At 44.6% G+C, this 23,901-nt stretch carries 19 protein-coding genes and 1 riboswitch; of the genes, 14 read left to right on the top strand and 5 right to left on the bottom strand.

Features of this window, described 5'->3' with window-relative positions:
• Positions 1–33: 33 nt before the first annotated feature.
• Together NHB35_RS10440 and NHB35_RS10435 are read right to left on the bottom strand one after the other, a co-directional pair.
• A complete protein-coding gene (locus NHB35_RS10440; RefSeq protein WP_353432298.1) occupies positions 34–933 on the bottom strand; it encodes a lipid A biosynthesis acyltransferase in 900 nt (299 codons plus the stop codon).
• 20 nt (positions 934–953) lie between these two features.
• Complete coding sequence (locus tag NHB35_RS10435; protein ID WP_353432297.1) at positions 954–1,814, bottom strand: lysophospholipid acyltransferase family protein; 861 nt, start codon at positions 1,812–1,814, stop codon at positions 954–956.
• Between the two features lie 202 nt (positions 1,815–2,016).
• Between NHB35_RS10435 and metK the strand changes: the two genes are divergently transcribed.
• The 3 genes from metK to metF all read left to right on the top strand — a co-directional run bounded on the left by metK (position 2,017) and on the right by metF (position 5,741).
• Complete coding sequence (gene metK / locus NHB35_RS10430; protein ID WP_173956573.1) at positions 2,017–3,183, top strand: methionine adenosyltransferase; 1,167 nt, start codon at positions 2,017–2,019, stop codon at positions 3,181–3,183.
• Between the two features lie 86 nt (positions 3,184–3,269).
• Positions 3,270–3,368, top strand: a riboswitch (S-adenosyl-L-homocysteine riboswitch).
• Between the two features lie 62 nt (positions 3,369–3,430).
• Positions 3,431–4,882: an adenosylhomocysteinase gene (gene ahcY, locus NHB35_RS10425; protein ID WP_353432296.1), complete on the top strand. Its 1,452-nt coding sequence runs from the start codon at positions 3,431–3,433 to the stop codon at positions 4,880–4,882.
• 28 nt (positions 4,883–4,910) lie between these two features.
• Positions 4,911–5,741, top strand: a complete 831-nt coding sequence (metF, locus tag NHB35_RS10420; protein ID WP_353432295.1) for a methylenetetrahydrofolate reductase [NAD(P)H] — start codon at positions 4,911–4,913, stop codon at positions 5,739–5,741.
• A gap of 1 nt (position 5,742) precedes the next feature.
• Here metF and NHB35_RS10415 read toward each other — a convergent pair whose 3' ends face one another.
• A complete protein-coding gene (locus NHB35_RS10415; RefSeq protein ID WP_353432294.1) occupies positions 5,743–6,360 on the bottom strand; it encodes a 5-formyltetrahydrofolate cyclo-ligase in 618 nt (205 codons plus the stop codon).
• A 129-nt stretch (positions 6,361–6,489) separates the two neighbouring features.
• Between NHB35_RS10415 and NHB35_RS10410 the strand changes: the two genes are divergently transcribed.
• Genes NHB35_RS10410 through NHB35_RS10400 form a run of 3 tightly spaced genes read left to right on the top strand, consistent with a single transcriptional unit; the run spans position 6,490 to position 10,430 of the window.
• Complete coding sequence (locus tag NHB35_RS10410) at positions 6,490–8,376, top strand: transglycosylase SLT domain-containing protein (RefSeq protein WP_353432293.1); 1,887 nt, start codon at positions 6,490–6,492, stop codon at positions 8,374–8,376.
• Positions 8,377–8,394: 18 nt separating this feature from the next.
• Positions 8,395–9,306, top strand: coding sequence for a complex I NDUFA9 subunit family protein (locus NHB35_RS10405; protein WP_353432292.1), 912 nt, complete (start codon positions 8,395–8,397; stop codon positions 9,304–9,306).
• Positions 9,303–10,430: a polynucleotide adenylyltransferase gene (locus NHB35_RS10400; RefSeq protein WP_353432291.1), complete on the top strand. Its 1,128-nt coding sequence runs from the start codon at positions 9,303–9,305 to the stop codon at positions 10,428–10,430. Before NHB35_RS10405 ends, NHB35_RS10400 begins: the two co-directional genes overlap by 4 nt.
• Before the next feature lie 14 nt (positions 10,431–10,444).
• Here NHB35_RS10400 and NHB35_RS10395 read toward each other — a convergent pair whose 3' ends face one another.
• Positions 10,445–11,632, bottom strand: a complete 1,188-nt coding sequence (locus tag NHB35_RS10395) for an SAM-dependent methyltransferase (RefSeq protein WP_353432290.1) — start codon at positions 11,630–11,632, stop codon at positions 10,445–10,447.
• A gap of 25 nt (positions 11,633–11,657) precedes the next feature.
• Here NHB35_RS10395 and NHB35_RS10390 point away from each other — a divergent pair, with 25 nt between their 5' ends.
• From NHB35_RS10390 to NHB35_RS10355, 8 genes are all read left to right on the top strand, one after another.
• Positions 11,658–12,467, top strand: a complete 810-nt coding sequence (locus tag NHB35_RS10390) for an SDR family oxidoreductase (RefSeq protein WP_353432289.1) — start codon at positions 11,658–11,660, stop codon at positions 12,465–12,467.
• Positions 12,468–12,504: 37 nt separating this feature from the next.
• Positions 12,505–12,900 carry a dihydroneopterin aldolase gene (locus NHB35_RS10385; protein WP_353432287.1) on the top strand — a complete coding sequence of 132 codons (396 nt, stop codon included), beginning with the start codon at positions 12,505–12,507 and terminating at the stop codon, positions 12,898–12,900.
• A gap of 26 nt (positions 12,901–12,926) precedes the next feature.
• Complete coding sequence (gene ttcA, locus NHB35_RS10380; RefSeq protein ID WP_353432286.1) at positions 12,927–13,835, top strand: tRNA 2-thiocytidine(32) synthetase TtcA; 909 nt, start codon at positions 12,927–12,929, stop codon at positions 13,833–13,835.
• Entirely contained in the window at positions 13,832–15,337 is a 1,506-nt protein-coding gene (gene glmU / locus NHB35_RS10375) for a bifunctional UDP-N-acetylglucosamine diphosphorylase/glucosamine-1-phosphate N-acetyltransferase GlmU (RefSeq protein ID WP_353432285.1), read from the top strand. Before ttcA ends, glmU begins: the two co-directional genes overlap by 4 nt.
• Positions 15,337–17,169: a glutamine--fructose-6-phosphate transaminase (isomerizing) gene (gene glmS, locus NHB35_RS10370; RefSeq protein ID WP_353432284.1), complete on the top strand. Its 1,833-nt coding sequence runs from the start codon at positions 15,337–15,339 to the stop codon at positions 17,167–17,169. Before glmU ends, glmS begins: the two co-directional genes overlap by 1 nt.
• Before the next feature lie 185 nt (positions 17,170–17,354).
• Positions 17,355–18,839, top strand: coding sequence for an efflux transporter outer membrane subunit (locus tag NHB35_RS10365; protein ID WP_353432283.1), 1,485 nt, complete (start codon positions 17,355–17,357; stop codon positions 18,837–18,839).
• A gap of 169 nt (positions 18,840–19,008) precedes the next feature.
• Positions 19,009–20,148, top strand: a complete 1,140-nt coding sequence (locus NHB35_RS10360) for an efflux RND transporter periplasmic adaptor subunit (protein ID WP_353433441.1) — start codon at positions 19,009–19,011, stop codon at positions 20,146–20,148.
• Between the two features lie 7 nt (positions 20,149–20,155).
• Positions 20,156–23,191, top strand: a complete 3,036-nt coding sequence (locus NHB35_RS10355; RefSeq protein WP_353432282.1) for an efflux RND transporter permease subunit — start codon at positions 20,156–20,158, stop codon at positions 23,189–23,191.
• A 24-nt stretch (positions 23,192–23,215) separates the two neighbouring features.
• On the opposite strand, the gene NHB35_RS10350 is transcribed toward NHB35_RS10355, so the two are convergent.
• Positions 23,216–23,881 (bottom strand): glutathione S-transferase N-terminal domain-containing protein, encoded by a 666-nt coding sequence (locus tag NHB35_RS10350; protein WP_353432281.1) that lies wholly within the window; start codon positions 23,879–23,881, stop codon positions 23,216–23,218.
• Positions 23,882–23,901 lie beyond the last annotated feature (20 nt).

Below are 23,901 nucleotides of genomic sequence, written 5' to 3'. Positions count from 1 at the left end.
AGAGTTGCTTAGAGTAGTGCTCAAAATAATCCATTAATCGTAAAGGCTTGGCTCGCCAGGAGGGCGATGCTTAAAGCGTTTATGCACCCAATAGTACTCTGCTGGCCTTTCTCGAACAAGTTCCTCAATATATTGATTGAGGCGAGCAGTGTCCTTTTCGACATCGTTGCTAGGAAAGTTTGGTAGTGGCTCGCTAATGTGGCACGTATAGCCTTTGCGATCTTTGTTCAGAGTTGTGGTCATTAAACAAACTTCAGCACCACTTAACCTAGCTAAGCGCGATACGGATGTGATGGTATTTGCCTGAATTCCAAAGAATGGCGCAAATATGGAATCACGGGGCCCTAAATCAATATCTGGGGCTATGAAAATAAAATTTCCAGTTTGGATTTCTCGGATCAGGTCGCGCAACCGGCTTTGTCTTTCAATTGATTTACCACCGAAGCGATTTCTCCATTCAATCATCTTTTGATTAAAGAATGGATTCTTCATTTTTTGATAAAGACCAGCCCCCTTAGGCCAATCACGTTGACTCGCCAGCACTGATAGCGCCATAAAGCCGCCCTCAAGGCCAACAAAGTGCGGATTGATGAGTAGGCGAGGTTTGCGATCTCCAAGCGTAATAGCGGACTTAATCGTCACAATGTCGGTAATTTGTTTGCCGCTTCCCAACCAAATTCTGCTTCTTTCTAAAACACTGCGACCAAACAATTTCCAATGTTCAAGCGCCAGCGCATCAATCTCTTTTTCATTGAGGTTTGGAAAACATAATCGCAAATTCGTTTTGACCACCTTGGCTCTGCTATTTGGTATGTGAGCCGCAAGCCAGCCAAGTCCATAGCCAACATAAACAGTAATGCTGTAGGGAAGAAACGCAAATAAGCGCAATAGGCTAAGCGCTAAAAAATTAAAAAGGTTTGAGAGCCAGTCCATGCTCAAAATGATAATGTTCTTTACTTGTTTGGCGGCAACTCTGCGCCCGTTGGATGCTTGTAGCGGTTATATGACCAAATGAATTGTTCGGGAGCAAGTAAGACGGCATTTTCAATTGCTCTATTGAGTTCGGCGGCAGCTATGGTGGCGTCTTCATTAAAGGGTGCAAGGCGCGTTGCTTGCATTAGCCAACCCCTTCCAATAGATTTGCGCTTTGCTGTAAACATCACCACCGGAGTATTGTTGCGATTTGCTAGACGTGCAGGTAATGGTGTTGTGTAAGCTGGTCGTCCAAAGAATGGCACCCATACTCCTTCACCTCCGCTAGGCACCTGATCAGGAAGAATGCCGATCGCCTCGCCACGTGTCAGTGCTCTCGTCATCTGTCTTACACCATTGAGGTTAGTAGGTACGAAATGCATATTAGGATATGCGCGCCCTTCCTCTACTACTTCATTGAGCCATTCTTGTCGTGATGGTCGATACAAAATTGTTGCAGGGAAATGTTTCGCCAATACTCTGGGGATAATTTCAAAGCCACCAAGGTGTGGTGTCAGCATAACTAGGCCGTGACCTTCTTGTATCGCCTGCTCTACTAGATCCCAGTTTTGGATTTCTACCAGGCTGAGTGCTTTTTGTGGATTGCGCCAAATCCATAAACTATCTGAGAAAAGCATTCCAGAGGCGCGCACGGCTTCCCACAGCTTGAACGGTAAATTGCGTGTTTTGACTACGGCTTCGTATTGCGGTCTAAATAGGGACCGATATTGCTTTGATCCTAGGTAGGCGAGTAAGCCTAATAAAGCCCCGAATGCCTGCACCACCACCAGGGGTAAGGCGGCGACAATATTGAGGCCAATTTTTAAAAGGAATTTTTGCACCCCCCAATGATATTCAATGCTGCCATGAAGACCAAATTTGATCGAACCTTGATGAATATTGGAGTTTTCAGATAAAATGGCACCATCGCTGAGTTAAGACAACTTGCAGGGCGATTCAAAAATTCTGCTAAAGCGTCGCCGTTGTAGTTCCAGGCACGTCGAGTTGTCCGATAGATCGTGTTAATTTTTAAAGGAATATGCAATGGCAAATGATTACTTCTTTACCTCAGAATCTGTTTCTGAAGGTCACCCCGATAAAGTAGCGGACCAAATTTCTGATTCGATTCTTGATGCCATCTTGGCACAAGACCCAACTGCACGTGTTGCGGCAGAAACCTTGTGTAACACCGGCTTAGTTGTATTGGCTGGTGAAATTACAACCAATGCGAACGTAGACTACATTCAAGTTGCCCGTAATACCTTACGTGAAATCGGCTATGACAATACTGCTTACGGTATCGATTACAAGGGTTGTGCCGTATTGGTTGCTTATGACAAGCAAAGCCCAGACATTGCTCAAGGTGTTGATAAGGCGCACGATGATGGCTTGGATCAAGGCGCTGGCGACCAAGGATTAATGTTTGGTTACGCTTGTGACGAAACAGCAGAGCTCATGCCACTCCCAATTCATTTGTCACATCGTTTGGTAGAGCGTCAATCACAATTACGCCGTGATGGCCGCTTGACGTGGTTACGTCCTGACGCCAAGTCACAAGTCACTTTGCGTTACGTTGATGGTAAGCCTGACTCTATTGATACCGTGGTGTTGTCCACTCAACATGACGAAGATATCTCTTTGGAAAAATTGCGTGAGGCAGTAGTAGAGGAAATTATCAAGCCAGTATTGCCTAAGCATTTGATTAAGGGCGCGATTAATTTCTTGGTGAACCCAACAGGTCGTTTCGTTATCGGCGGCCCACAAGGCGATTGCGGTTTAACTGGCCGCAAAATTATTGTGGATACCTACGGTGGTGCTGCCCCTCACGGCGGCGGTGCATTTTCTGGTAAAGATCCTTCAAAGGTTGATCGTTCAGCTGCATATGCTGGTCGTTATGTTGCGAAGAACGTAGTTGCTGCAGGTTTGGCAAGCAAGTGCTTAATTCAAATCTCTTATGCAATTGGCGTTGCAAAACCTACTTCAGTAATGGTGAGTACATTTGGCACTGGCAAGATTTCTGATGAAAAGATCGCACAACTGGTTTCTGAGCATTTTGACTTGCGTCCAAAAGGTATTGTGAAGATGCTCAATCTCCTGCGTCCGATTTATCGCAAGACGGCAGCTTATGGTCACTTTGGTCGCGAAGAGCCAGAATTTACTTGGGAGCAGACAGATAAAGCCGCTGCATTGCGTGCAGCTGCAGGTTTATAAGCCCTGTATGTTGAATTAAAGACTCAAAAAGCGTTTTTAAGATGTATTAAGGCAGAACATGGCGAAATTGATTACAATTTCGCCATACCTTCAAGGAGCGTTGCAAGGATTGCCAATTGGCAGATCCCCAGGCTTGAAGGGGTAAATCGAAGCAGATTTACTACTTGCAACTGCGCTCGCTAACCCATGATTCAACGGCTAGCGAGTTTGTACTCCAGCATTGGATCGTATTTAGCTGGAGCATTACATGAATACCGTTTCTGATTTCAATTTAAAAGACTTTGTTGCAACTCGTTGCGCAATTGCGGATATTTCTTTGGCTGACTTTGGTCGTAAAGAAATCGCGATTGCCGAAACCGAGATGCCCGGCTTGATTGCCATTCGCGATGAGTTTGCCGCTCAACAGCCATTGCGTGGCGCACGCATTACAGGCTCTTTGCATATGACCATTCAAACCGCGGTGTTGATCGAGACCCTTGAGGCTCTTGGTGCCGAAGTGCAATGGGCTTCATGCAATATTTTCTCGACACAGGATCACGCCGCTGCAGCGATTGCTGCAAACGGCACGCCAGTTTTCGCTATCAAAGGCGAAACGCTTGAGCAGTACTGGGACTTCACTCATCGTATTTTTGAATGGGCTGATGGTGGCTATACCAATATGATTTTGGATGATGGTGGCGATGCGACTTTGCTATTACATCTAGGTGCGCGTGCTGAAAAAGATCAAGCATGCTTAAACCACCCTACAAGCGAAGAAGAGACAATTCTTTTTGCTGCTATCAAGAAAAAATTAGCTCAAGACCCAACTTGGTATTCCACTCGTTTAGAGAAGGTACAAGGCGTTACCGAAGAAACCACTACTGGCGTTCATCGCTTGTATCAAATGTTCGCCAAAGGTGATTTGAAATTCCCAGCAATCAACGTGAATGACTCTGTAACCAAGAGCAAGTTCGACAACCTTTATGGTTGCCGTGAGTCTTTGGTTGATGCGATTAAGCGTGCTACCGACGTGATGGTTGCCGGTAAGGTTGCCGTTGTTTGTGGTTATGGCGATGTGGGCAAAGGTTCTGCACAAGCTTTACGTGCGCTGTCTGCCCAGGTATGGGTAACGGAAGTTGATCCAATTTGCGCTCTTCAAGCGGCCATGGAAGGCTACCGCGTTGTAACAATGGATTACGCCGCAGACAAGGCTGATATTTTTGTATCAGCAACTGGTAACTACCATGTGATTACACATGACCATATGGTGAAGATGAAGGATCAGGCGATTGTTTGTAACATCGGCCACTTCGATAATGAGATTGATGTTGCTGGTATCGAGAAATACAAGTGGGAAGAAATTAAGCCACAGGTAGATCACGTGATTTTCCCTGCGGCCAATGGTATGCCAGAGAAGCGTTTAATCATCTTGGCAAAAGGCCGTTTGGTGAATTTGGGTTGTGGTACTGGCCATCCTTCCTATGTGATGAGCTCTTCATTTGCAAACCAAGTGATTGCCCAGATTGAGTTGTGGAATGCAGTTGGCACTAATAAGTATCCAATTGGCGTATACACCTTGCCTAAGCATTTGGATGAGAAAGTTGCACGCTTACAGTTGAAGAAGCTAAATGCTCAGCTAACTGAATTAACTGATCAACAAGCAGCTTATATTGGTGTCACCAAGGAAGGCCCATACAAGCCTGAGCACTATCGTTATTAATCTGCTGTTAGATATCTAGGCCCCAATCATGGAATTAAGCGTTGAATTCTTTCCTCCAAAAACACCTGAAGGTGAGAATAAATTGCACTTGGTGCGCGAACGCTTCAGCGAAACACTGAAGCCCTCGTTTTATTCCGTGACATTTGGGGCTGGTGGTTCTACTCAGTCAGGTACATTAAAAGTTGTTAGTGATATTCATGCTGCTGGAGCTGCTGTTGCCCCGCATTTATCCTGTGTTGGTGGTTCGCGTGAAAGTGTGCGTGAAATGCTCAAGCAATATCAGGCTTTAGGGGTGAGGCGAATCGTTGCATTACGCGGTGACTTGCCGTCAGGCATGGGTCAGTACGGTGAATTTCATCATGCCAATGAATTGGTAGAGTTCATTCGTGCAGAGACGGGTGATTGGTTTCATATTGATGTTGCCGCTTATCCAGAGACGCATCCACAAGCAAAGTCTCCAGCAAGTGATATTGATTTCTTTGTGCAAAAAATGAAGGCCGGGGCAAACTCCGCTGTAACTCAGTATTTTTATAACAGTGATGCGTATTTCCGTTTTGTTGATGAAGCCTATGATTTGGGTGTTACTCAACCTATCATCGCTGGCATCATGCCAATTACCAACAGCAGTCAACTGTTACGATTCTCGGATGCTTGTGGTGCTGAGATTCCTCGCTGGATTCGTTTGCGACTTCAATCATATGGCGATGACATTGCATCGATTCGCGCATTCGGCGAAGAGGTTGTAACGGACTTGTGTGATCAGCTTCTAACGGCTGGCGCACCAGGCTTGCATTTTTATTCTCTAAATCAGGTTGATGCCGTATTGGCTATCGCGGAGAACTTAGAGCTAACGAATTAAGTTAGCTTAGCAAACCAGATTCGGTGAGCAGCATATTTAAAGGCTCATCGTGAGTTTGAGCAGACCACTGAGTGTCATCCAGTTCTTGCCAATTAAATCCAATCCCAATGCAAATCAGCTTAGGATTTTTTTTGCGTAATACCGATAAGGTGCGATCAAAATAGCCGCCACCATAGCCCAATCGCCAATAGTGTGTTTTGCCATTAGCGCTTGAGCTTGACCAACCCACGCAGGGGATGAAGATGCAATCTGGATCAACAATGGGTCTGCTCTCATTATTTGGAATTGGTTCAGGAACGCCATGTTTGCTAGGCATCAAACTATCGCCATCCCGCCATTCATAAAAATCCAGATGTTTATCAGGGCGAGCATAAGGCAAGGCTAAGCGCCGCCCCTTATCACCGCTAGCCCAGCTAAGTAAGGGGGCTCTTATGTCGAGCTCATCTTGAATCGGCCAATATAGGGCAATTGCGCTCAGGGCCTTGCCCTCGCTAGCAAGAAACCCTTGAATAGTGGAAATCAGCTTCTCTCTAATTTGAGCGAAAGCGCTACTCGCAGCGAATTCCTTGCGTTGTTTTAATAATTCTTGGCGCAGAGTTTTTGATGAATTACTGTGCATATCATCCATTATCGAGCGAAAATTAGAAAATATAGTAAATAAGGTTAGATAGTGAAAAAGACGCATCAGATTCTGAGGGGACACTGTGTCCGTTGGGCTGGAATATTGGCCCTAGGGATGGTTTTTTCTATGTCAAACGCATTTGCAGAGAAAACCAAAAAACCAAAGTTGCCGAAGTCTTATGAAAGAAAAGTAGCGCCTGCAGAAATAACTGACACAGATCGAATGTTTATTGACTTGCGTGAGGCGGCCAAAAAGAATGATGTGTTTCGAACACAGCAACTATCCTCAGCTTTAGTCAATTATCCATTTGATGATTACGTAGCGTATTTTCGGATCAAACCACAAATGTTTGATAGTTCAGGCAGTCCTCGAAATGACTATGCAGCTGATTCACAAGTCGTAGCCTTCTTGAATCATTATCAGGGAACCGCATTGGCAGATCGTATGCGTAATGATTGGTTGCTAGTGCTTGGTAAGCGTAAAGATTGGGCGCGGTTTGACGCAGAATATGCCAAGTTTGTATTAGATGACGATACGCAGGTGAAGTGTTATTCCTTGCTATCAAAATTGTCGCAAGGAGAAAATCCTACCAAGTTGACTATCGATTCACGCGCAGTGTTATTGGACCCTAGTTATTTTGGGCAAGCATGCCAAGAGTTGGTTCCAGCTTTAGTGGATGCGGGTGGCATGACATTAAACGAGGCAAAGGCGATTGGTCGTGCTGCAAGCGAAAAAGGATACGACACGATGGCACGTCGGCTCGGTGGCGATGATCCTATTGGCGATATTTTAAAAGTTGCAAAGACTGATCCCGCAAAAGCCTATCGTGATTTTTCTCAAACCGCATCCCGCTACAGCAAAGAGAATCAAGCGCTTGCTTGGGGTGTAATTGGTCAATTTCTGGCAAAGAAATTAGACCCGAATGCAGATGATGCCTATCGTTTACAACAGGAGCTCGGTTACAACGAGCTATTGTCTGTAGAGTCTCAAGAGTGGAAAGTGCGTGCTGGCTTACGTGCAAAGGATTGGGCTCTAGTTAAGAATGCGATTGATGGTATGAATCCTGCGGTGAGAAGCAAAGACCCAGCCTGGACTTATTGGTATGGCCGCGCATTAAAGGCTGAAGGTCAAGATGCAAAAGCAAAAGAGAGCTTTGAGCTGATTGCAGAGCAATACAACTTTTACGGTCAATTGGCCCGCGAGGAATTAGGCAAACCAAATCATGCACCCAGTCGTACCAAAGTTACGGAGCAAGAAATTGATGCCATGGCAAGTCGCAAAGGATTTATTCGTGGCGAACGTTTTTATGCCATGAATTTACGTTTTGAAGGTAATCGCGAATGGAATTGGGAGTTACGTAATATGACCGATAGGCAGTTACTCGCTGCCGCTGAATATGCTAAGCGTATCAATTTATATGATCGCGTTGTCAATACTGCTGATCGTACAAAACAAGAGCATGACTTTCATTTGCGCTACCCTACACCGTATCGCGATGAGCTATCTCCTATCGCAAGGCAGATTGATTTAAATCTAGCGTGGGCTTATGGACTCATTCGTCAAGAATCGCGCTTCATCATGAATGCGTCTTCTTCGGTAGGCGCATCTGGTTTGATGCAGGTTATGCCTAATACTGCAAAGTATGTCGCCAAGAAGATTGGTATGACTAATTACACCAATGATAAATTAAGCGATACCAACACCAATCTCACTTTGGGTAGTAACTATCTCAATATGGTTTTGATTGATTTGGATGGCTCTTGGGTTTTAGCTTCCGCTGCCTACAATGCCGGTCCTTCTCGTTCTAAGGCATGGCGAGAAAAGTTGACCGGTCCTACCGAGGGTGCGATTTTTGCTGAAACTATTCCATTTAATGAAACCCGCACTTACGTTAAGAATGTGTTATCAAACGCAAATTACTATTCTTCAGTATTGAATAGCCAGACACAGTCTTTAAAACAACGTTTAGGTGTAATTACACCTAAAGCTGCTACACAATCTGAGTTACCTTAAGTTGTTAAGAGGAATGCTATGCAATATGACATTTTGTTAATTGGAGGCAATGGCTTTGTAGGGAGAGTCTTGGCTGCGCAACTGCAGTTAGCTGGTTACTCTGTCTTGATTCCGTCTAGACACCCATCAACTGGCCGTGAATTGCGCCTGTTGCCTAAGGTGCATATTGAAGACGCAAACATTCATGAGTTTGATGCTTTGCAAGATTTGTGCTCGCGTATTAAGCCTAACGGCGCAGTAATTAATTTAGTGGGTGTGTTGCACGATAAGCCAGCCCAGCCTTATGGCAAGGTATTTAAATCTGCTCATGTAGATTTACCTAAAAACATTATTACTGCGATGCAGTTACATGGTCTCAAGCGTTATCTTCATATGAGCGCGCTCGGCGCAGACGCTGATGGCCCATCTATGTATCAACGAAGCAAGGGTGATGGCGAGTTGGCAGTCAAAGCTAGCAATTTAGATTGGACTATTTTTAGACCATCAGTCATTTTTGGCGCACAGGACCGATTTATTAATTTATTTTCTAAGTTAACAAAGTTGCTGCCATTAATGCCGCTGGCTAACTATCAAGCAAGGTTTCAGCCAGTTAGTGTTGATGATGTTGCCTCTGCATTTGTTAAAGCGCTGAAATTACCTCAGACAATTCACCAATCATATGATTTAGTGGGTCCTCAGGTATATACGATGCAAGAAATTGTGGAATTGGCTAAACAAAAAACAAAAACTTCTTGCTGGATTATCCCTGTGCCAGCCTTTGTAGGTTATTTACAGGCATTAGCCTTTGAGTTTTTACCTGGGCCTACGCTAATGTCCCGAGACAATATCGCTTCAATGCAATTGCCAAACATTCTTCCTGAAAATAGTATCGATGCATTAACGCAAGTATTTAATATCAGTCGTCGTCATATGGAAAGCACCTCGGGATGAAGTTTTACGCTGTCGGCGGAGCGATACGCGATGCCTTAATGGGCTTGCCAGTGCATGACATTGATTATGTCGTGGTGGGCTCGAGCGTAGAGGAGATGCTTGCCAAAGGATTTCGCCCTGTGGGCAAAGATTTCCCTGTTTTTCTGCATCCCGATACTCAAGCGGAATACGCTTTAGCTCGCACTGAGCGTAAGACTGGCAAAGGCTATAAAGGATTTCATTTTTATGCCGACCCATCTGTCACTCTAGAGCAGGATTTATTACGTCGTGATTTGACGATTAATGCGATGGCTCAAGAGGTTGGCGAAGATGGAAGCTTGCATGGGCCAATTTTGGATCCTTATAACGGTCAAGAAGATTTAGCTGCTAAAGTTTTTCGACATGTTTCAGATGCATTTGCAGAAGATCCACTTCGTCTATTGCGTATTGCTCGTTTTGCTGCGCGCTTTCCGGAGTTCAGTATTGCCGATGAAACGATGCTGGCTTTAAAGGCAATTGTTCGGGCAGATGAGTTGCGCGTTTTGTCTGCTGAACGTATTTGGCAGGAATTGGCCAGGGGCTTGGTGGCTAGCAAGCCTATGCATATGTTCCAGGTTCTACTGGATACTGGGGCTGCAAAAACAATATTGGCGCCGACGCTCGCAAGCCAACTATCACAAGAAGAATTTCGTGAAGCAATGTTGGCTCATTTGGGTGCGGCGGGAAATTCATTAGAAGAGCGCTGCGCAGTGGTTTTGATGAATATATCTGCTGCAGAGATTCGTTCCTGGGCTGATTGTGTTCGCATGCCAATAGAGGTTCGTGACTTTAGCGAAATTTTTAGCGATTTATTGGCATTGACCAATAAGAGCCCACTTCATTTTCAACCTGTTGATGTATTAGCTTGGTTCAACCGCGCGGATATTTGGCGCAAGCCTGATCGTGGACAAGCTCTGCTGAATCTTGCTCAAAATATTGGGTTAGGTGTTGCGCCTTTAGTGAAAGCGATGCGTAACGCACAAGCGATCAACACTGCAGAGATCATTGCTGGGGTTGCTGCCGAAGATCGCTCTAATGGTGAGCGTATCGGCAGTGCATTTGAGGCGGCAAGATTGGCCGCAATTACTACGGCGCTTCAAGGTTAATTTTCTAAAATTTGCTAAAGCCGATTTCTACCGCGCAATCCTGGTAAGTCTTCCAAAGTATGTCCTGGCAGGATTTGCTTAAGTCTTTTGGAAAAAGCAAAGGCTTTAAATAATTCGCCCATCTCTGCTTCAGATAGAAGTTTTTGCAGTGAGTTAGAGATTGGCAGAAATGTTTCTGGATTATCAGGGTCGCCAATTTCGAGTGCGATGTCACCAATGCCAGCATCTAAAAGATAGGCTGCCTGATTTGTTAAATAAACATCATCAGCGTTTTCTGCTAGCGCAGCACGTGCAATTTGCGACCATTCAACATGCGTTGTTATATCGCATAGCCCCGGTAGATAAAACGGATCTTGAATCGCATGATGGCGATGATGTGCCATCAGCGTTCCCTCAGTTCTTTGTAAGTGGTAATACTCGCTCTCTGGAAAACCATAATCAAACGTTAGAAATAAACCACTATCTAAGTGCTGTGTAACGTGATGCATCCAGGCGATTGCCGGCGTATGTAGCTCGGTGACGTAGCCTTCAGAAAAATTTCCAGTCAATAAAGTTTCAGGAAGAAGACTTTGATTAACAGGGGCACCTGTTTTCCAAACAAGTTTATTGTTTTCAAAAGCTACGCCATGCGAATACCAAAACCCGTTTTGATAAATGATGGTGTCGCAGGGAATCGCATCGATTACTTCGTTTGCCAAGATCACGCCTGAGAAATTTTTTGGCAGTTCATTTAGCCACTGACATTGAGTTGGCGTATTGAGTTCTTCGATAGTCTTTTGAATGCGCTCTTTTTGGCGCTGAGCAAGGTCCGGAGAGATTTCGATAATGCTGTAGTGATCTAAAGCAAATCCAAGATCATGAAGTCGCGTCAGTATGGACGCGGCTAACTTCCCAGTGCCTGCACCAAATTCCAAGATCTGGGTAGGCAATCCTCTCTGCTGAAGACCCTCTAGCACTGAAATGAGGGTCGAGCAAATCGCGGCCCCAAATAGCGGGCTAAGTTCAGGGGCTGTCGTGAAATCCCCTCCAGCACCTAATTTGTGAGCGCCCGCGCTGTAATAGCCCATTCCGGGCTCATAGAGGGCCATCTCCATATAGCGAGAAAAAGGCAGCCAGCCCCCTTGGGAGGCGATCTGAGAGGCTATTTTTGCCTTTAGAAGCTCGCTATGCTCCGTTTCTTGGCTGGTCAAGGTAATATCCATAGCTCGCTAGTCTAAGAGAATTTAATTGAACCCGAGTTCAGCCCATCCTTCAGAGCAACAAAAAGCAGTTTTAGTGACTGGTGCTGGTAAGCGCCTTGGTCGTGAAATTGCTTTGCAGTTTGCGTGCCAGGGATGGGAGGTGGCAGTTCATTATGGCCGTTCTCGGCAAGAAGCAGAGGAAACTGTAGCTGATATACAGCGTCTTGGCGTCAAGGCCATTGCATTTCAGGCTGATTTGGCGATTGAGGAGGCCGTCAAAAGTCTATTTGCCGATGTAACTCGACAATTTCCTAATTTGCATTGTTTAGTTAATAGCGCTTCAATTTTTGAATATGACCGAGCTAATTCCGGTACGCCTTTAACTGGTAAATCCTTGCTGGATCATATGCAGGTCAATTTACTAGCACCTGTTTTACTGGCGCAATCCATGTTTACATTTCAAAAAGAGAAAAAGCAAACGTTCGATGTGATTCCATCTGTAATTCAGTTGCTTGATCAAAAGTTAATTAATCTCAATCCAGATTACCTGTCTTACACATTATCAAAAGCAGCCCTCGCTTCTTCAGTTGAAACTTTGGCAATGGATTTCGCTCCTCATCTCAGGGTACTTGGATTGGCACCAGGTATTTCATTACCATCGGGTGATCAGTCGCAATCCGGGTTCGCTCAGGCTCATAAAATGACGCCACTAGGTCAATCATCTACGCCAGCTGATATTGCTAGTGCGGCTGTATTCTTGGCTAATGCTAATGCCATCACCGGAACGACACTCTATGTAGATGGTGGCCAACATTTATTACCCTCATCACGTGATGTGATGTTTAAAACCAACTAAGTATTCAAACTAAGCGTTTAGAAAAAATTCCCTATTTATGCACGCCATTCTTTCGCATCCTGCTTTAATTGACTGTCGACGTTTGTTTTTGCGTGACTATGAAATCTATATCAATATTGGCGTTCATGACTTTGAGAAAAAGGCAGAACAACGAGTAATTTTGAATGTCGATCTGTACATTCCTCTTGCCATGAATACGCCAACTCAGGATCAATTGAATGAAGTAGTGGATTACGATTTTATGCGCGAAACGATCAAAGAGCTTGCCTCTAAGGGGCATATACAGCTTCAAGAGACCTTTTGCGATGACATTATTACTGCCATGTTGGCGCATCCTAAGGTTTTAGCAGCGCGCGTCAGTACATCAAAACCCGATGTGTATTCAGACTGCCATTCAGTGGGCGTAGAAGTATTTCGTATAAAGCAGTCTTGAATCTATTACAAAAGAATTGAGTGCTTATGGGCGATATTCGTAAAGTTGCTTTTGAAGAAAATAAGCTAGAGAAAAAGCTCTGCCGTCTAGTTGGCCAGGCTATTGGCGATTTTGGCATGATTGAAGATGGCGATAAGGTAATGGTGTGCGTATCTGGCGGTAAAGATAGTTATGCCATGCTAGATATTTTGATGAAATTACGTGAACGCGCGCCGGTTCATTTTGAAATTGTGGCCGTCAATTTAGATCAGAAGCAACCCAATTTTCCAGCGGAAATATTGCCGAACTATTTGAAGAGTTTGGGCATTCAATTTCATATTGAAGAGCAAGATACTTACAGCATCGTAAAGCGTGTTATTCCAGAAGGTAAAACAACCTGTGGACTCTGTTCACGTTTGCGTCGCGGTATCTTATATAGGGTGGCAGATGAGTTGGGCGCTACAAAGATTGCATTAGGCCATCACCGAGATGACATTCTTGAAACGCTAATGCTTAATATGTTTTACGCAGGCAAGCTCAAAGGCATGCCGCCAAAGTTGCGATCCGATGATGGTAAGCATATTGTGATTAGGCCGCTCGCTTATGTGCCCGAGAAATTATTGGAACGTTATGCAGGCGATATGAACTTCCCAATCATTCCTTGTGATCTTTGCGGTAGTCAGCCTAATTTACAGCGCCAGGTAATGAAAGAAATGTTGCGTGATTGGGAAAAGAAGCACCCAGGCCGTGTAGAAAATCTATTCCGTTCGATGCACCATATTGTTCCTTCGCATTTAATGGATGCCGAGGCTTTTGACTTTAAAAATCTCGAGATTTCAACAAAGTTAACAGGCATTGCTGCAAGATCTTTGGGGGACAAGGCAATTGATGAATCGGAATTAGACGAATTGGCTTGCGGAACCCTTGTGCAAGGGACTTATAATTCCCCCTTATGAATATCGTCATATTGGCTGCTGGGCAGGGAAAGCGGATGAAATCCGCGTTACCAAAGGTTTTACAAACGCTGGCAGGCAAACCCCTTTTGCATCATGTTCTCGATACTGCACTAGCGCTTCAAGGTAAGTCTTCCAAAAAAGGTCCAGTGGTGGTTATTGGACATGGCGCTGTCGACGTTAAAGAATTTTTATCTAGCACCGCTAAAGAAGATCCTAGATTTAGCAAGGTGAGCACTGCACTTCAAGCGCAGCAAAAAGGTACAGGCCACGCTCTTTTGCAAGCATTGCCAAAATTGGATACACAAGAGCCAACTTTGGTTTTGTATGGAGATGTTCCTCTTACAACGCAAAAAACCTTAAGTAAGTTGGCCAAATTAGCTGACGGTGTGCGTGGTAAAGATTGCGCCTTAGCTTTGCTGACCCAGAATTTGAGTAATCCAACGGGCTATGGTCGTATCGTGCGAGATGCTGATGGTTCTGTAAAAGAAATTGTTGAAGAAAAAGATGCTTCAGTGGTGCAGAAGGCTATTCAAGAAATTAATACCGGCATCATGGTGTTGCCAACAAACTCTTTAAAAAAATGGCTCAAAGCATTGCGTGCTAGCAATGCGCAGGGCGAGTATTACTTAACTGATGTGATTGCAATGGCGGTAAAAGATGGTGTGCCCATTCGCACAGCCCAGGCTGACAATGAATATGAAACTGTTGGCGTTAACAGTCGTGAGCAATTAGCAAGCTTAGAGCGCGTTCATCAACTCAATATCGCAAATCAGTTAATGGACTCAGGAGTATCGCTTGCTGATCCTGCGCGTATTGATGTTCGTGGGAATTTAGAGTGCGGACCCGATGTATTTATCGATGTTGGTTGCGTATTTGAGGGCTGCGTTACCTTAGCTGCTGGAGCAAAAATTGGACCATATTGCATTATTCGCAATAGCACCATTGGTAAAGGTGTCGCTATTCATGCATACAGTCATCTCGATGGCGCTAAGGTTGGCAATCAATCCCTCATTGGCCCTTATGCACGACTAAGACCTGGCACTGATTTGTCAAATGATGTGCATATTGGAAATTTTGTTGAGGTGAAGAATAGCAAGATTGCGGCAAACAGCAAAGCAAATCATTTGGCTTATGTTGGCGATTCTATTGTTGGTACAAGAGTCAATATTGGCGCAGGAACTATTACTTGCAATTACGATGGCGTTAACAAGCACCAGACCATTATTGAGGATGATGTATTTATCGGTTCCGACACCCAGTTAGTTGCACCTGTCCGTGTAGGCCGTGGCGCTACTTTGGGCGCCGGAACAACTCTTACTAAAGATGCGCCAGCCAATCAACTTACTGTTTCAAGAGCAAAACAAGTTTCTTTGCAGTGGCAGCGCCCTGTCAAGAAAGAAAAAGTTGTTTCTAAGAAGTTGGCCGCCAAAAAAGTAACGACTAAAAAAACGACATCAAAAAAGCCCTTGAAAAAAGTGATTAAAGCTAAGGGTAAAAAATAATGTGCGGCATTGTTGGTGCAGCCTCTCACCAAAATATCGTTGAGGTATTGGTAGAGGGTTTACGCCGTCTTGAGTATCGTGGCTATGATTCTTGTGGCTTTGCGGTTATAAATGGTGATGACGCAAGGCATCCTATCGAGCGGGCTCGTACTACTGCTCGCGTTTCTGAATTAGCTGAGCAAGGTAAAGATTTCAAGGGAACTCTTGGGATTGCCCATACTCGCTGGGCAACGCATGGAAAGCCGGATACTCAAAACGCTCATCCTCACATTTCAAATGGACTGATTGCGGTAGTTCATAACGGCATTATTGAAAACTATGAAGTTCTTCGCACAGAGTTAATAGCGGCTGGATATGTTTTTAGTTCTGAGACCGATACAGAAGTGATTGCTCATTTAATTCATCAGCAATATGTTGGTAGCGGTCAAAAAAGTATTGCAGATGCAGTAAAGACGGTATTACCAAAGTTGCATGGAGCCTATGCAATTGGAGTGATTGCCCAAGATAGTCCAGACACATTGATAGGTGCGCGAGTTGGCTCTCCTTTAGTAATTGCGTTAGGTAACCATGAAAATTTTTTAGCATCAGATGCTCTTGCATTAGCAGGCCGTGCTCACTCCATGATGTATTTAGAAGAGGGTGATGTAGCTGTCTTGAAGGCTGATAGTGTCGAAGTATTGAATCAAAGTAGTAAGTCGGTGGAGCGCGAGCGCAAGCCTATGCCAGCGCAAGCGGATTCCGTCGATCTTGGCCCTTATCAGCATTACATGCAAAAAGAAATCTTTGAACAACCCAGAGCAATTGGCGATACGCTTGCCAATATCGCTTCATTTGGACCAGAGTTATTTGGAGCCAAACCAGGTGAGTGGGAGGCATTCGATCAAATTTTGATTTTGGCTTGTGGAACTAGTTATTACTCGGCGTGCGTTGCTAAATATTGGCTAGAAGATATTGCGGGTATTCCAACGCAAGTCGAGATTGCTAGCGAGTATCGTTATCGCACAACAGTCCCAAACCCGAAAGCGTTAGTTGTTGTGGTTTCACAATCGGGTGAAACGGCCGATACTTTGGCGGCATTGCGTCACGCCAAGGAGCTTGGACATCGTTACACATTGGCAATCTGCAACGTTGCAAGTAGCGCGATGGTTCGTGAGACCCTCTGGCATTTTTTAACCAAGGCTGGTACAGAAATCGGCGTTGCCTCAACTAAAGCATTTACCACGCAGTTGTTAGCTTTATATCTGCTAGCCATATCTTTGGCAAAGCGCGCTGGAAAAGTAAGCGCCGAAAAAGAAAAAGAGTTATTGCGCGAGTTGCGTCATTTGCCTAAAGCATTACATGCAGTGTTAGCGCTTGAGCCGCAGATCATGGCTTGGAGTGATGCGTTCTCAAAATGCGAGAACGCACTCTTCTTGGGTCGCGGTCTTCACTATCCAATCGCCCTTGAGGGTGCTTTGAAGCTCAAAGAGATTTCTTATATTCATGCGGAAGCTTATCCTGCAGGTGAACTTAAGCATGGGCCATTGGCGCTAGTAACAGACAAAATGCCAGTAGTGACAGTTGCACCTAATGATGTACTACTTGAAAAGCTGAAGTCCAATATGCAAGAGGTAAAGGCACGTGGCGGTAAGTTATATGTCTTTGCTGATCAAGATACCGAAATCGTGAATAGCGATGGCATCAATGTGATTCGATTGCCAGAGCATTATGGAAACCTTTCACCTATTCTGCATGTTGTTCCACTGCAGTTATTGGCATATCACACAGCATGCGCTCGTGGCACAGATGTTGATAAGCCACGTAATTTAGCGAAAAGCGTAACAGTCGAATAATTTTTTGCCTATTTGACTTTCACACAAACTTGTGTACAAATTTCAGTAGATAAATCAGGGTGTTACATAACCCCTGCGTCATTTTTGTGTTCAAATAACTCTTACAAAAGAGAATATTTGTCGCACTCATGTTTTTTTTAAAGCCCCCTTCTTTCTCGTATTCCAAGCTGCTCCCGATTCTGTGCGTGAGTTTGCTTTCAGCATGTGCAGTTGGTCCTGACTTTAAGCAACCTGAAGCACCCAAAACCTCTTCTTATACCGAAACCCCTGTAGCCAATAAATTGGCAACTGCTCCTGGGGTGCCAGGTGGAACGGATCAAGAGTTTGTTGAGGGCGCTGATATAGAGGCGCAGTGGTGGGAGCTGTATAAATCTCCAGAGCTTGATGCGCTCATTAAAAAAGCATTGGAACAAAATCCAAACTTAGGTGCTGCCGATGCTGCATTACGTGCGGCTCAAGAGAATGTGAATGCTCAAATTGGCGGGCAATACTTTCCTGCTATCGGTCTTGGTGCTGGCGCTAGTCGTCAATTGCAACCTTCGGCCATTTATGGCTTGCCATATGGGTCTGATACCTACAATCTTTACAACACCTCTGTAAATGTTAGTTACAAGCTGGATGTGTTTGGAGGGGCTCGCCGCGCCGTAGAGGGCGCAAGAGCACAGGCAGAAGTTGCGCAGTTCCAGCTAGAGGGCGCATATCTTTCCTTAACAGCAAATGTGGTTACTAGCGCAGTAAGAGAAGCTGCACTTCGTGCACAGATGAGTGCTACGGAAGAAATCTTGAAAGCACAAACTAATCTTGCTGAGGTAACAGAAAAGCAATTAGTGATTGGTACTGTTTCCAAAGTTGATGTCACCTCCCAAAGAACATTAGTATCGAATTCACAAGTCGATTTATTGAATTACGAGAGAAATTTAGCATTCACACGTAATCAACTCGCAGTCTTAGTGGGCGAAGTACCTAGTAATGCTGATATTGCACATTTTGATTTGAGTAAATTGCATTTACCTGAAAAATTGCCACTGTCAGTTCCTTCAAGTCTTGTACGCCAACGTCCAGATGTTCGCGCAGCTGAAGCTCAATTAAAAGCGCAGAATGCATTTGTTGGAGTTGCCACAGCAAACTTATTGCCGCAATTTAATATCACTGGATCTATTGGTTCTGCCGCGCTTACTTCTGCGGCGCTATTTGGCCCCAACTCTGCTCTATGGTCTATTGGCGGCGGAATATTGCAGCCCTTGTTCCAGGGTGGTCAATTGTTAGCCCAGCGTCGTGGTGCACTGGCTAATTATGAACAGGCTGCTTTTCAATATCAGGCTACGGTCTTAAATGCATTTCAGGAAGTTGCCAATGCCTTACGTGCTTTAGAGACTGGAGCTCAAGCACTTAAGGCGGCGTCTGATGCAGAGCGCTATGCCTATGAAACTTTGGATCTTGTGCAACAACAATACAAACTGGGAACAGCAAGTTATTTGGCTGTGCTCTATTACCAAAATCAGTATCAACAAGCTAAAGTGAAATCCGTCGCTGCGCAAGCAACACGATTCTCAGATACGGCAGCATTATTTGCAGCATTAGGCGGTGGCTGGTGGAATCGAGTTGGTCCAGCCTTCAAACCAAAAGACATAGCGAACAAAGATCAAAATGAAACTTCTGGAAACAATTAAAAGCAAACTGATTGCTGCTGTTATTGGCGTCTGGACATGGTTAAAGCTGAAAGCAGTGCAATGGCAGCTGCGCGAAAAGGCCCTTTCCCTTTGGGAAAAAGCCAAAGCATTTTATGCACGCATGGGGCTGAAGTGGCGCAGCACAAAGGCGTATGCCAAGTTAATGGCAATGGAGCCTTTGCCACGTCGTATGACAATTATGTTGTGCGGAGTCTTCTTATTATTAGGGCTGATTTTTGCTTTTAATCAGTTCAAGTCATTCATGATTAAGCATTTCATATCAGGAATGGGCTTGCCGCCGGCTACGGTTTCAACAATGGTGGTTGCAACTTCAGAATGGCAGCCAAAGTTAACTAGCGTTGGTAACGTGCGTGCATTCAGGGGGGTTGATCTCAGTACGGAAATTGGTGGTTTAGTTCAAGCTGTACCTGTTAAATCTGGTCAAGATGTTAAAGAGGGTGATTTACTCATTAAATTAAATGATGCTTCTGATGTGGCTCAATTAAATTCCTTAAAAGCGATGGCGGACCTCGCAAAAGTTATTAATGAGCGCGATAAGCAGCAACTTGCGATTCAGGCCATTAGTAAAAACGTTTTTGATACCAGTAAAGCCGATGCAAAGTCTAAGCAAGCCCAGGTCGAGGCACAAACTGCTTTGGTTGCCAAGAAAAACCTAAAGGCTCCGTTTAGTGGTCGTGTTGGAATTGTGTCGATTAACCCTGGTCAGTTTGTTAATCCAGGCGATAAATTGATTACCTTGCAAACTTTGGATCCTATATTTGTGGATTTCACATTACCTCAAGGTAATGCAGAACAAATTCAAGTGGGACAAGACGTTGTTGTTACTACTGATGCTTTTAAAGATGCAAGTTTTACTGGAAAGATTACTGCGGTTAGCCCAAAGGTGGATACCAATACTCGCAATATTCAAATTGAGGCGCAGATTGCCAACCCAGATAAAAAAATATTGCCTGGCATGTTTGCAAATGTGAATATTAAGCTTGGTGATGAAGTGAAATTGCTTACCTTGCCACAAACGGCTGTGACCTATAACCCATATGGCTCAACTGTTTTCATAGCTAAGCCTACTGGTAAGAAAGATAAGCAAGGAAAGCCAGCGTTGGAAGCGCAGCAAGTATTTGTCACCACTGGCGCGACTCGTGGCGATCAAGTGGCTATTCTGAAAGGTATTAATGAAGGTGATACTGTTGTCACTAGCGGTCAGTTGAAGTTGAAGAATGGCACACCTCTGATTATTAATAATAAGGTGCAGCCCGCAAACTCTCCTGATCCTAAGCCACAGGAATAACGAGTCGATGAATTGGACTGATATATTCATCCGCAGGCCAGTGCTATCGTTGGTAGTCAGCGCGCTTGTGCTCGTCTTTGGATTGAAGGCGATTGGCTCCCTGCCGGTTAACCAATACCCACAAACCCAAAATGCCATCGTTACGATTACGACTGCATATTACGGTGCTGACCCAGAAACGATTGCTGGCTTTATTACGCAGCCCTTAGAGGCATCAATCGCTCAAGCGCAGGGCATTGATTATCTATCTTCAACTAGCGTGAGCGGTGTCTCTACCATCATTGCGACACTAAAACTGAACTATGACTCGAACTCTGCACTGACGCAGATTCAGACGCAAATCAGTGCAGTAAAAAATCAATTGCCTCCACAAGCACAACAACCTGTTTTGACTGTTCAAGTGGGCCAATCTACTGCTGCGATGTATATGGGCTTTTATAGCGATCAATTGCCCAACAATGCGATCACAGATTATTTATTACGTGTTGTAAAGCCTAAGTTAGATTCTGTTGAGGGTGTACAGAATGCCGAGATCATTGGTGGCAGAAAGTTTGCTCTACGCGCGTGGTTAGATCGTGAAAAAATGGCAGGACTTGGCGTTGGTGCGGATGATGTGTACAGCGCAATGTCTGCGAACAACTATCTATCTGCGGTAGGTAGCACAAAAGGCGACATGGTTTCTGTTGACTTGGTTGCCGGTACTGACTTGCACACACTAGAAGAATTTCGCAAGCTGGTGGTTAAGAAGGATGGCGTCAATATTGTTTATCTAGAACAGGTGGCAAATGTTTCTTTAGGCTCTGAAGATTACAACACCAATGTGGCTTTCAGCGGTAAGCAATCTGTATTTATTGGTATCAAGGTTGCACCACAAGCTAATTTGCTTGATGTAGCTCAGCGCGTTAGAGATGTGGTTCCAGACATCCAGAAGCAATTACCGATTGGTATGAATGGTCAAATCGTTTACGACTCTACAGAATTTATTACTAGCTCAATTGATGAAGTGATCTCAACCTTGCTTGAGGCTTTAGTCATTGTGACAGTTGTGATTTACTTGTTTTTAGGGAGCGTTCGTGCGGTTGCGGTGCCGGTAATTGCGATGCCGCTGTCTCTGATTGGCACTTTCTTCTTAATGCAAATATTGGGCTACTCCATTAATTTGCTAACACTTTTAGCGTTGGTGCTAGCAATTGGTCTAGTAGTAGACGATGCCATCATCGTGGTCGAAAACGTTGACAGGCATATGAAAGAAGGCAAATCTCCTTTGGAGGCCTCATTAATCGCCGCTCGTGAATTAGGTAGCCCAATTTTGGCGATGACGGTTGTATTGATCGCTGTATACATTCCGATTGGTTTTCAGGGTGGTCTAACCGGAGCTCTTTTCACGGAATTTGCATTTACCTTAGCCAGTGCTGTAGCGGTATCGGGCTTGATTGCATTAACTTTGTCACCAATGATGTGTTCGCGCATTTTTACTGAAGAGCAAGAAGCTTCTTCTTTTGTACACAAGATCGATCAGATATTTGATAGAGTGCATCACAGCTATCAATCTACTTTGCGTGATTTATTAAGTACCTGGCAAGTGATTATTGTGATGGGCGCGATTTTGCTCGGTGGAGTTGCTTATCTTTACGCAACTGCGCGCGCTGAATTGGCTCCAACAGAAGACCAAGGTATTGTGTTGATGCAGGCATCTGGACCGCCTAACAGTACTGTTAATCAGATGCAAACGTATGCAGATCAAATTTACGCTATTGCTGCGGCTGAACCAGAATACGAACAAGCGTTTCAGATAACCAGTCCGACATCTAGCTTTGGCGGTATCTTATTAAAAGATTGGAGCTCACGTAGTCGTAATGCGACCAAGTTTCAAGAAGACATGCAGCAAAAGTGGAATACGATTGCTGGTGCACGTGTAGCGGCATTCCAATTCCCCGCTTTACCCGGGGCGCAGGGCTTACCTGTTCAGGTAGTAATTAATACTACTGAGTCTTATGAGCAATTGAATGAGGTGTCCCAAGCGGTTTTGGATAAAGCACGTCGCAGTGGCAACTTCTTCTTTGTAGACTCCGACTTAAAGATTGATAAGCCGCAAGATGTTCTTGTGATTGATCGCGAGAAGGTGGCTGCTTTAGGAATGACTCAGCAGCAAGTTGGTGCAGCGCTCTCTGCAGCTTTGGGCGGTGGTTATGTGAACTATTTTTCTGTCTCAGGCCGTTCATATCGAGTGATCCCGCAAGTGAAGCAGGTAGACCGTCTCAATCCAGATCAGATATTGGATTACTACATCCGAACTCCAAGCGGCGCAATGATCCAGGCGCGTACGATTGCAAGTATTAAGCAGCGCGTAGTGCCGCAATCGATTAATCACTTTCAGCAATTAAACTCCGCAACTATTTCTGGAGTGAGTACGCCGTTTATCTCTCAAGCTGATTTATTGGAATACATGCGCCAAACTTTAAAAGAAGTTGCGCCCAATGGTTACTCAATGGACTATGCGGGCCCTTCACGTCAGTTTATGTCTGAGTCAGGCGGCTTTCTTGTAACGATGTTCTTTGCGATTTTGATTGTTTTTCTGGTGCTTGCGGCCCAGTTTGAAAGTTTCCGCGATCCGATCGTCATTTTAGTGTCGGTGCCCTTAGCTCTTTTTGGCGCATTAATTTTTATTAATCTAGGCTTCACCACCCTCAATGTGTACACGCAGGTAGGTCTAGTCACTCTGATGGGCTTGATTAGTAAGCACGGTATTTTGATTGTCGAATTTGCAAATGAATTGCAAGAAGCTGGTCGCAGCAAATTAGACGCCATTGTTGAGGCAAGCAGCGTTCGTTTAAGGCCAATTTTGATGACGACCGCAGCGATGGTTTTAGGGGTTGTGCCCTTGGTGATTGCTTCTGGAGCTGGTGCGGCCGGCCGTCAATCGATGGGTATCGTGATTTTTACAGGATTATCAATTGGCACCTTATTCACGCTTTTTGTAGTGCCTGCGATGTATCTCTATATGGGGGCAGATCACCACCAGAAGAAATTCAAGCAAGAATAATTTTTAATGAAATAAAGCTCAATATCACTTGTTAATGATGTTGAGCTCTTTTTCCGCAAATTCTTGAAAATGAGTTTCTGACTTAATTTGATTTAACCAGCGATCGACATTCTGTAAGTTTGCTCGTGTGCCAGTTTCTTTTGCAAATGTGTTGTTAATCAAGATCCAGCGGTGCACACATAGGCTGAGAACGATATCTCCAAGGTGAAATTTCTCTCCAGAGCAAAAAGCCTGTGATGCTAGAGTTTTATCGAGAACTTCGAATAACTGATTTGTTTCTTGATAAGACTTTAAGATAAGTTCGTGGTTTTGTTCTGCAACTGGAACTCGCGTCAGGCCGATGAAGGCAGGACGTAAAACTGGCCATAGCGTACCGACCTGCCAATCCATCCACTTTTCAGAGCCATATTGAGAGGCAATGTCCGCAGGAAAGTGCTTATTTTTGTTGTACTGCGAAGCTAGGTATCGCATGATGGTATTGGATTCCCACAGCACGAGACCTTTATCTTCCAGCGTAGGCACTAAACCGTTGGGATTGAGTTTTAAGAACTCAGGAGTGCGCACTTTACCAAACTGAAGGCCGGCATCAATACGTTCAAAATCAACGCCTTCCTTAAGCCCTAATTCAGCAAGACACCACAGAACTTTCTGGACATTAATAGAGCTTTTCCGCCCCCATAAACGCATCATATTTATTCCTATAAGAATTT

Origin of the sequence: Polynucleobacter sp. MWH-UH23A (assembly GCF_040409805.1) — a bacterium.
Taxonomy (GTDB): domain Bacteria; phylum Pseudomonadota; class Gammaproteobacteria; order Burkholderiales; family Burkholderiaceae; genus Polynucleobacter.
The sequence above is the reverse complement of the archived record's forward strand: the minus strand, read 5'-3'. Positions and strand labels throughout refer to the sequence as shown.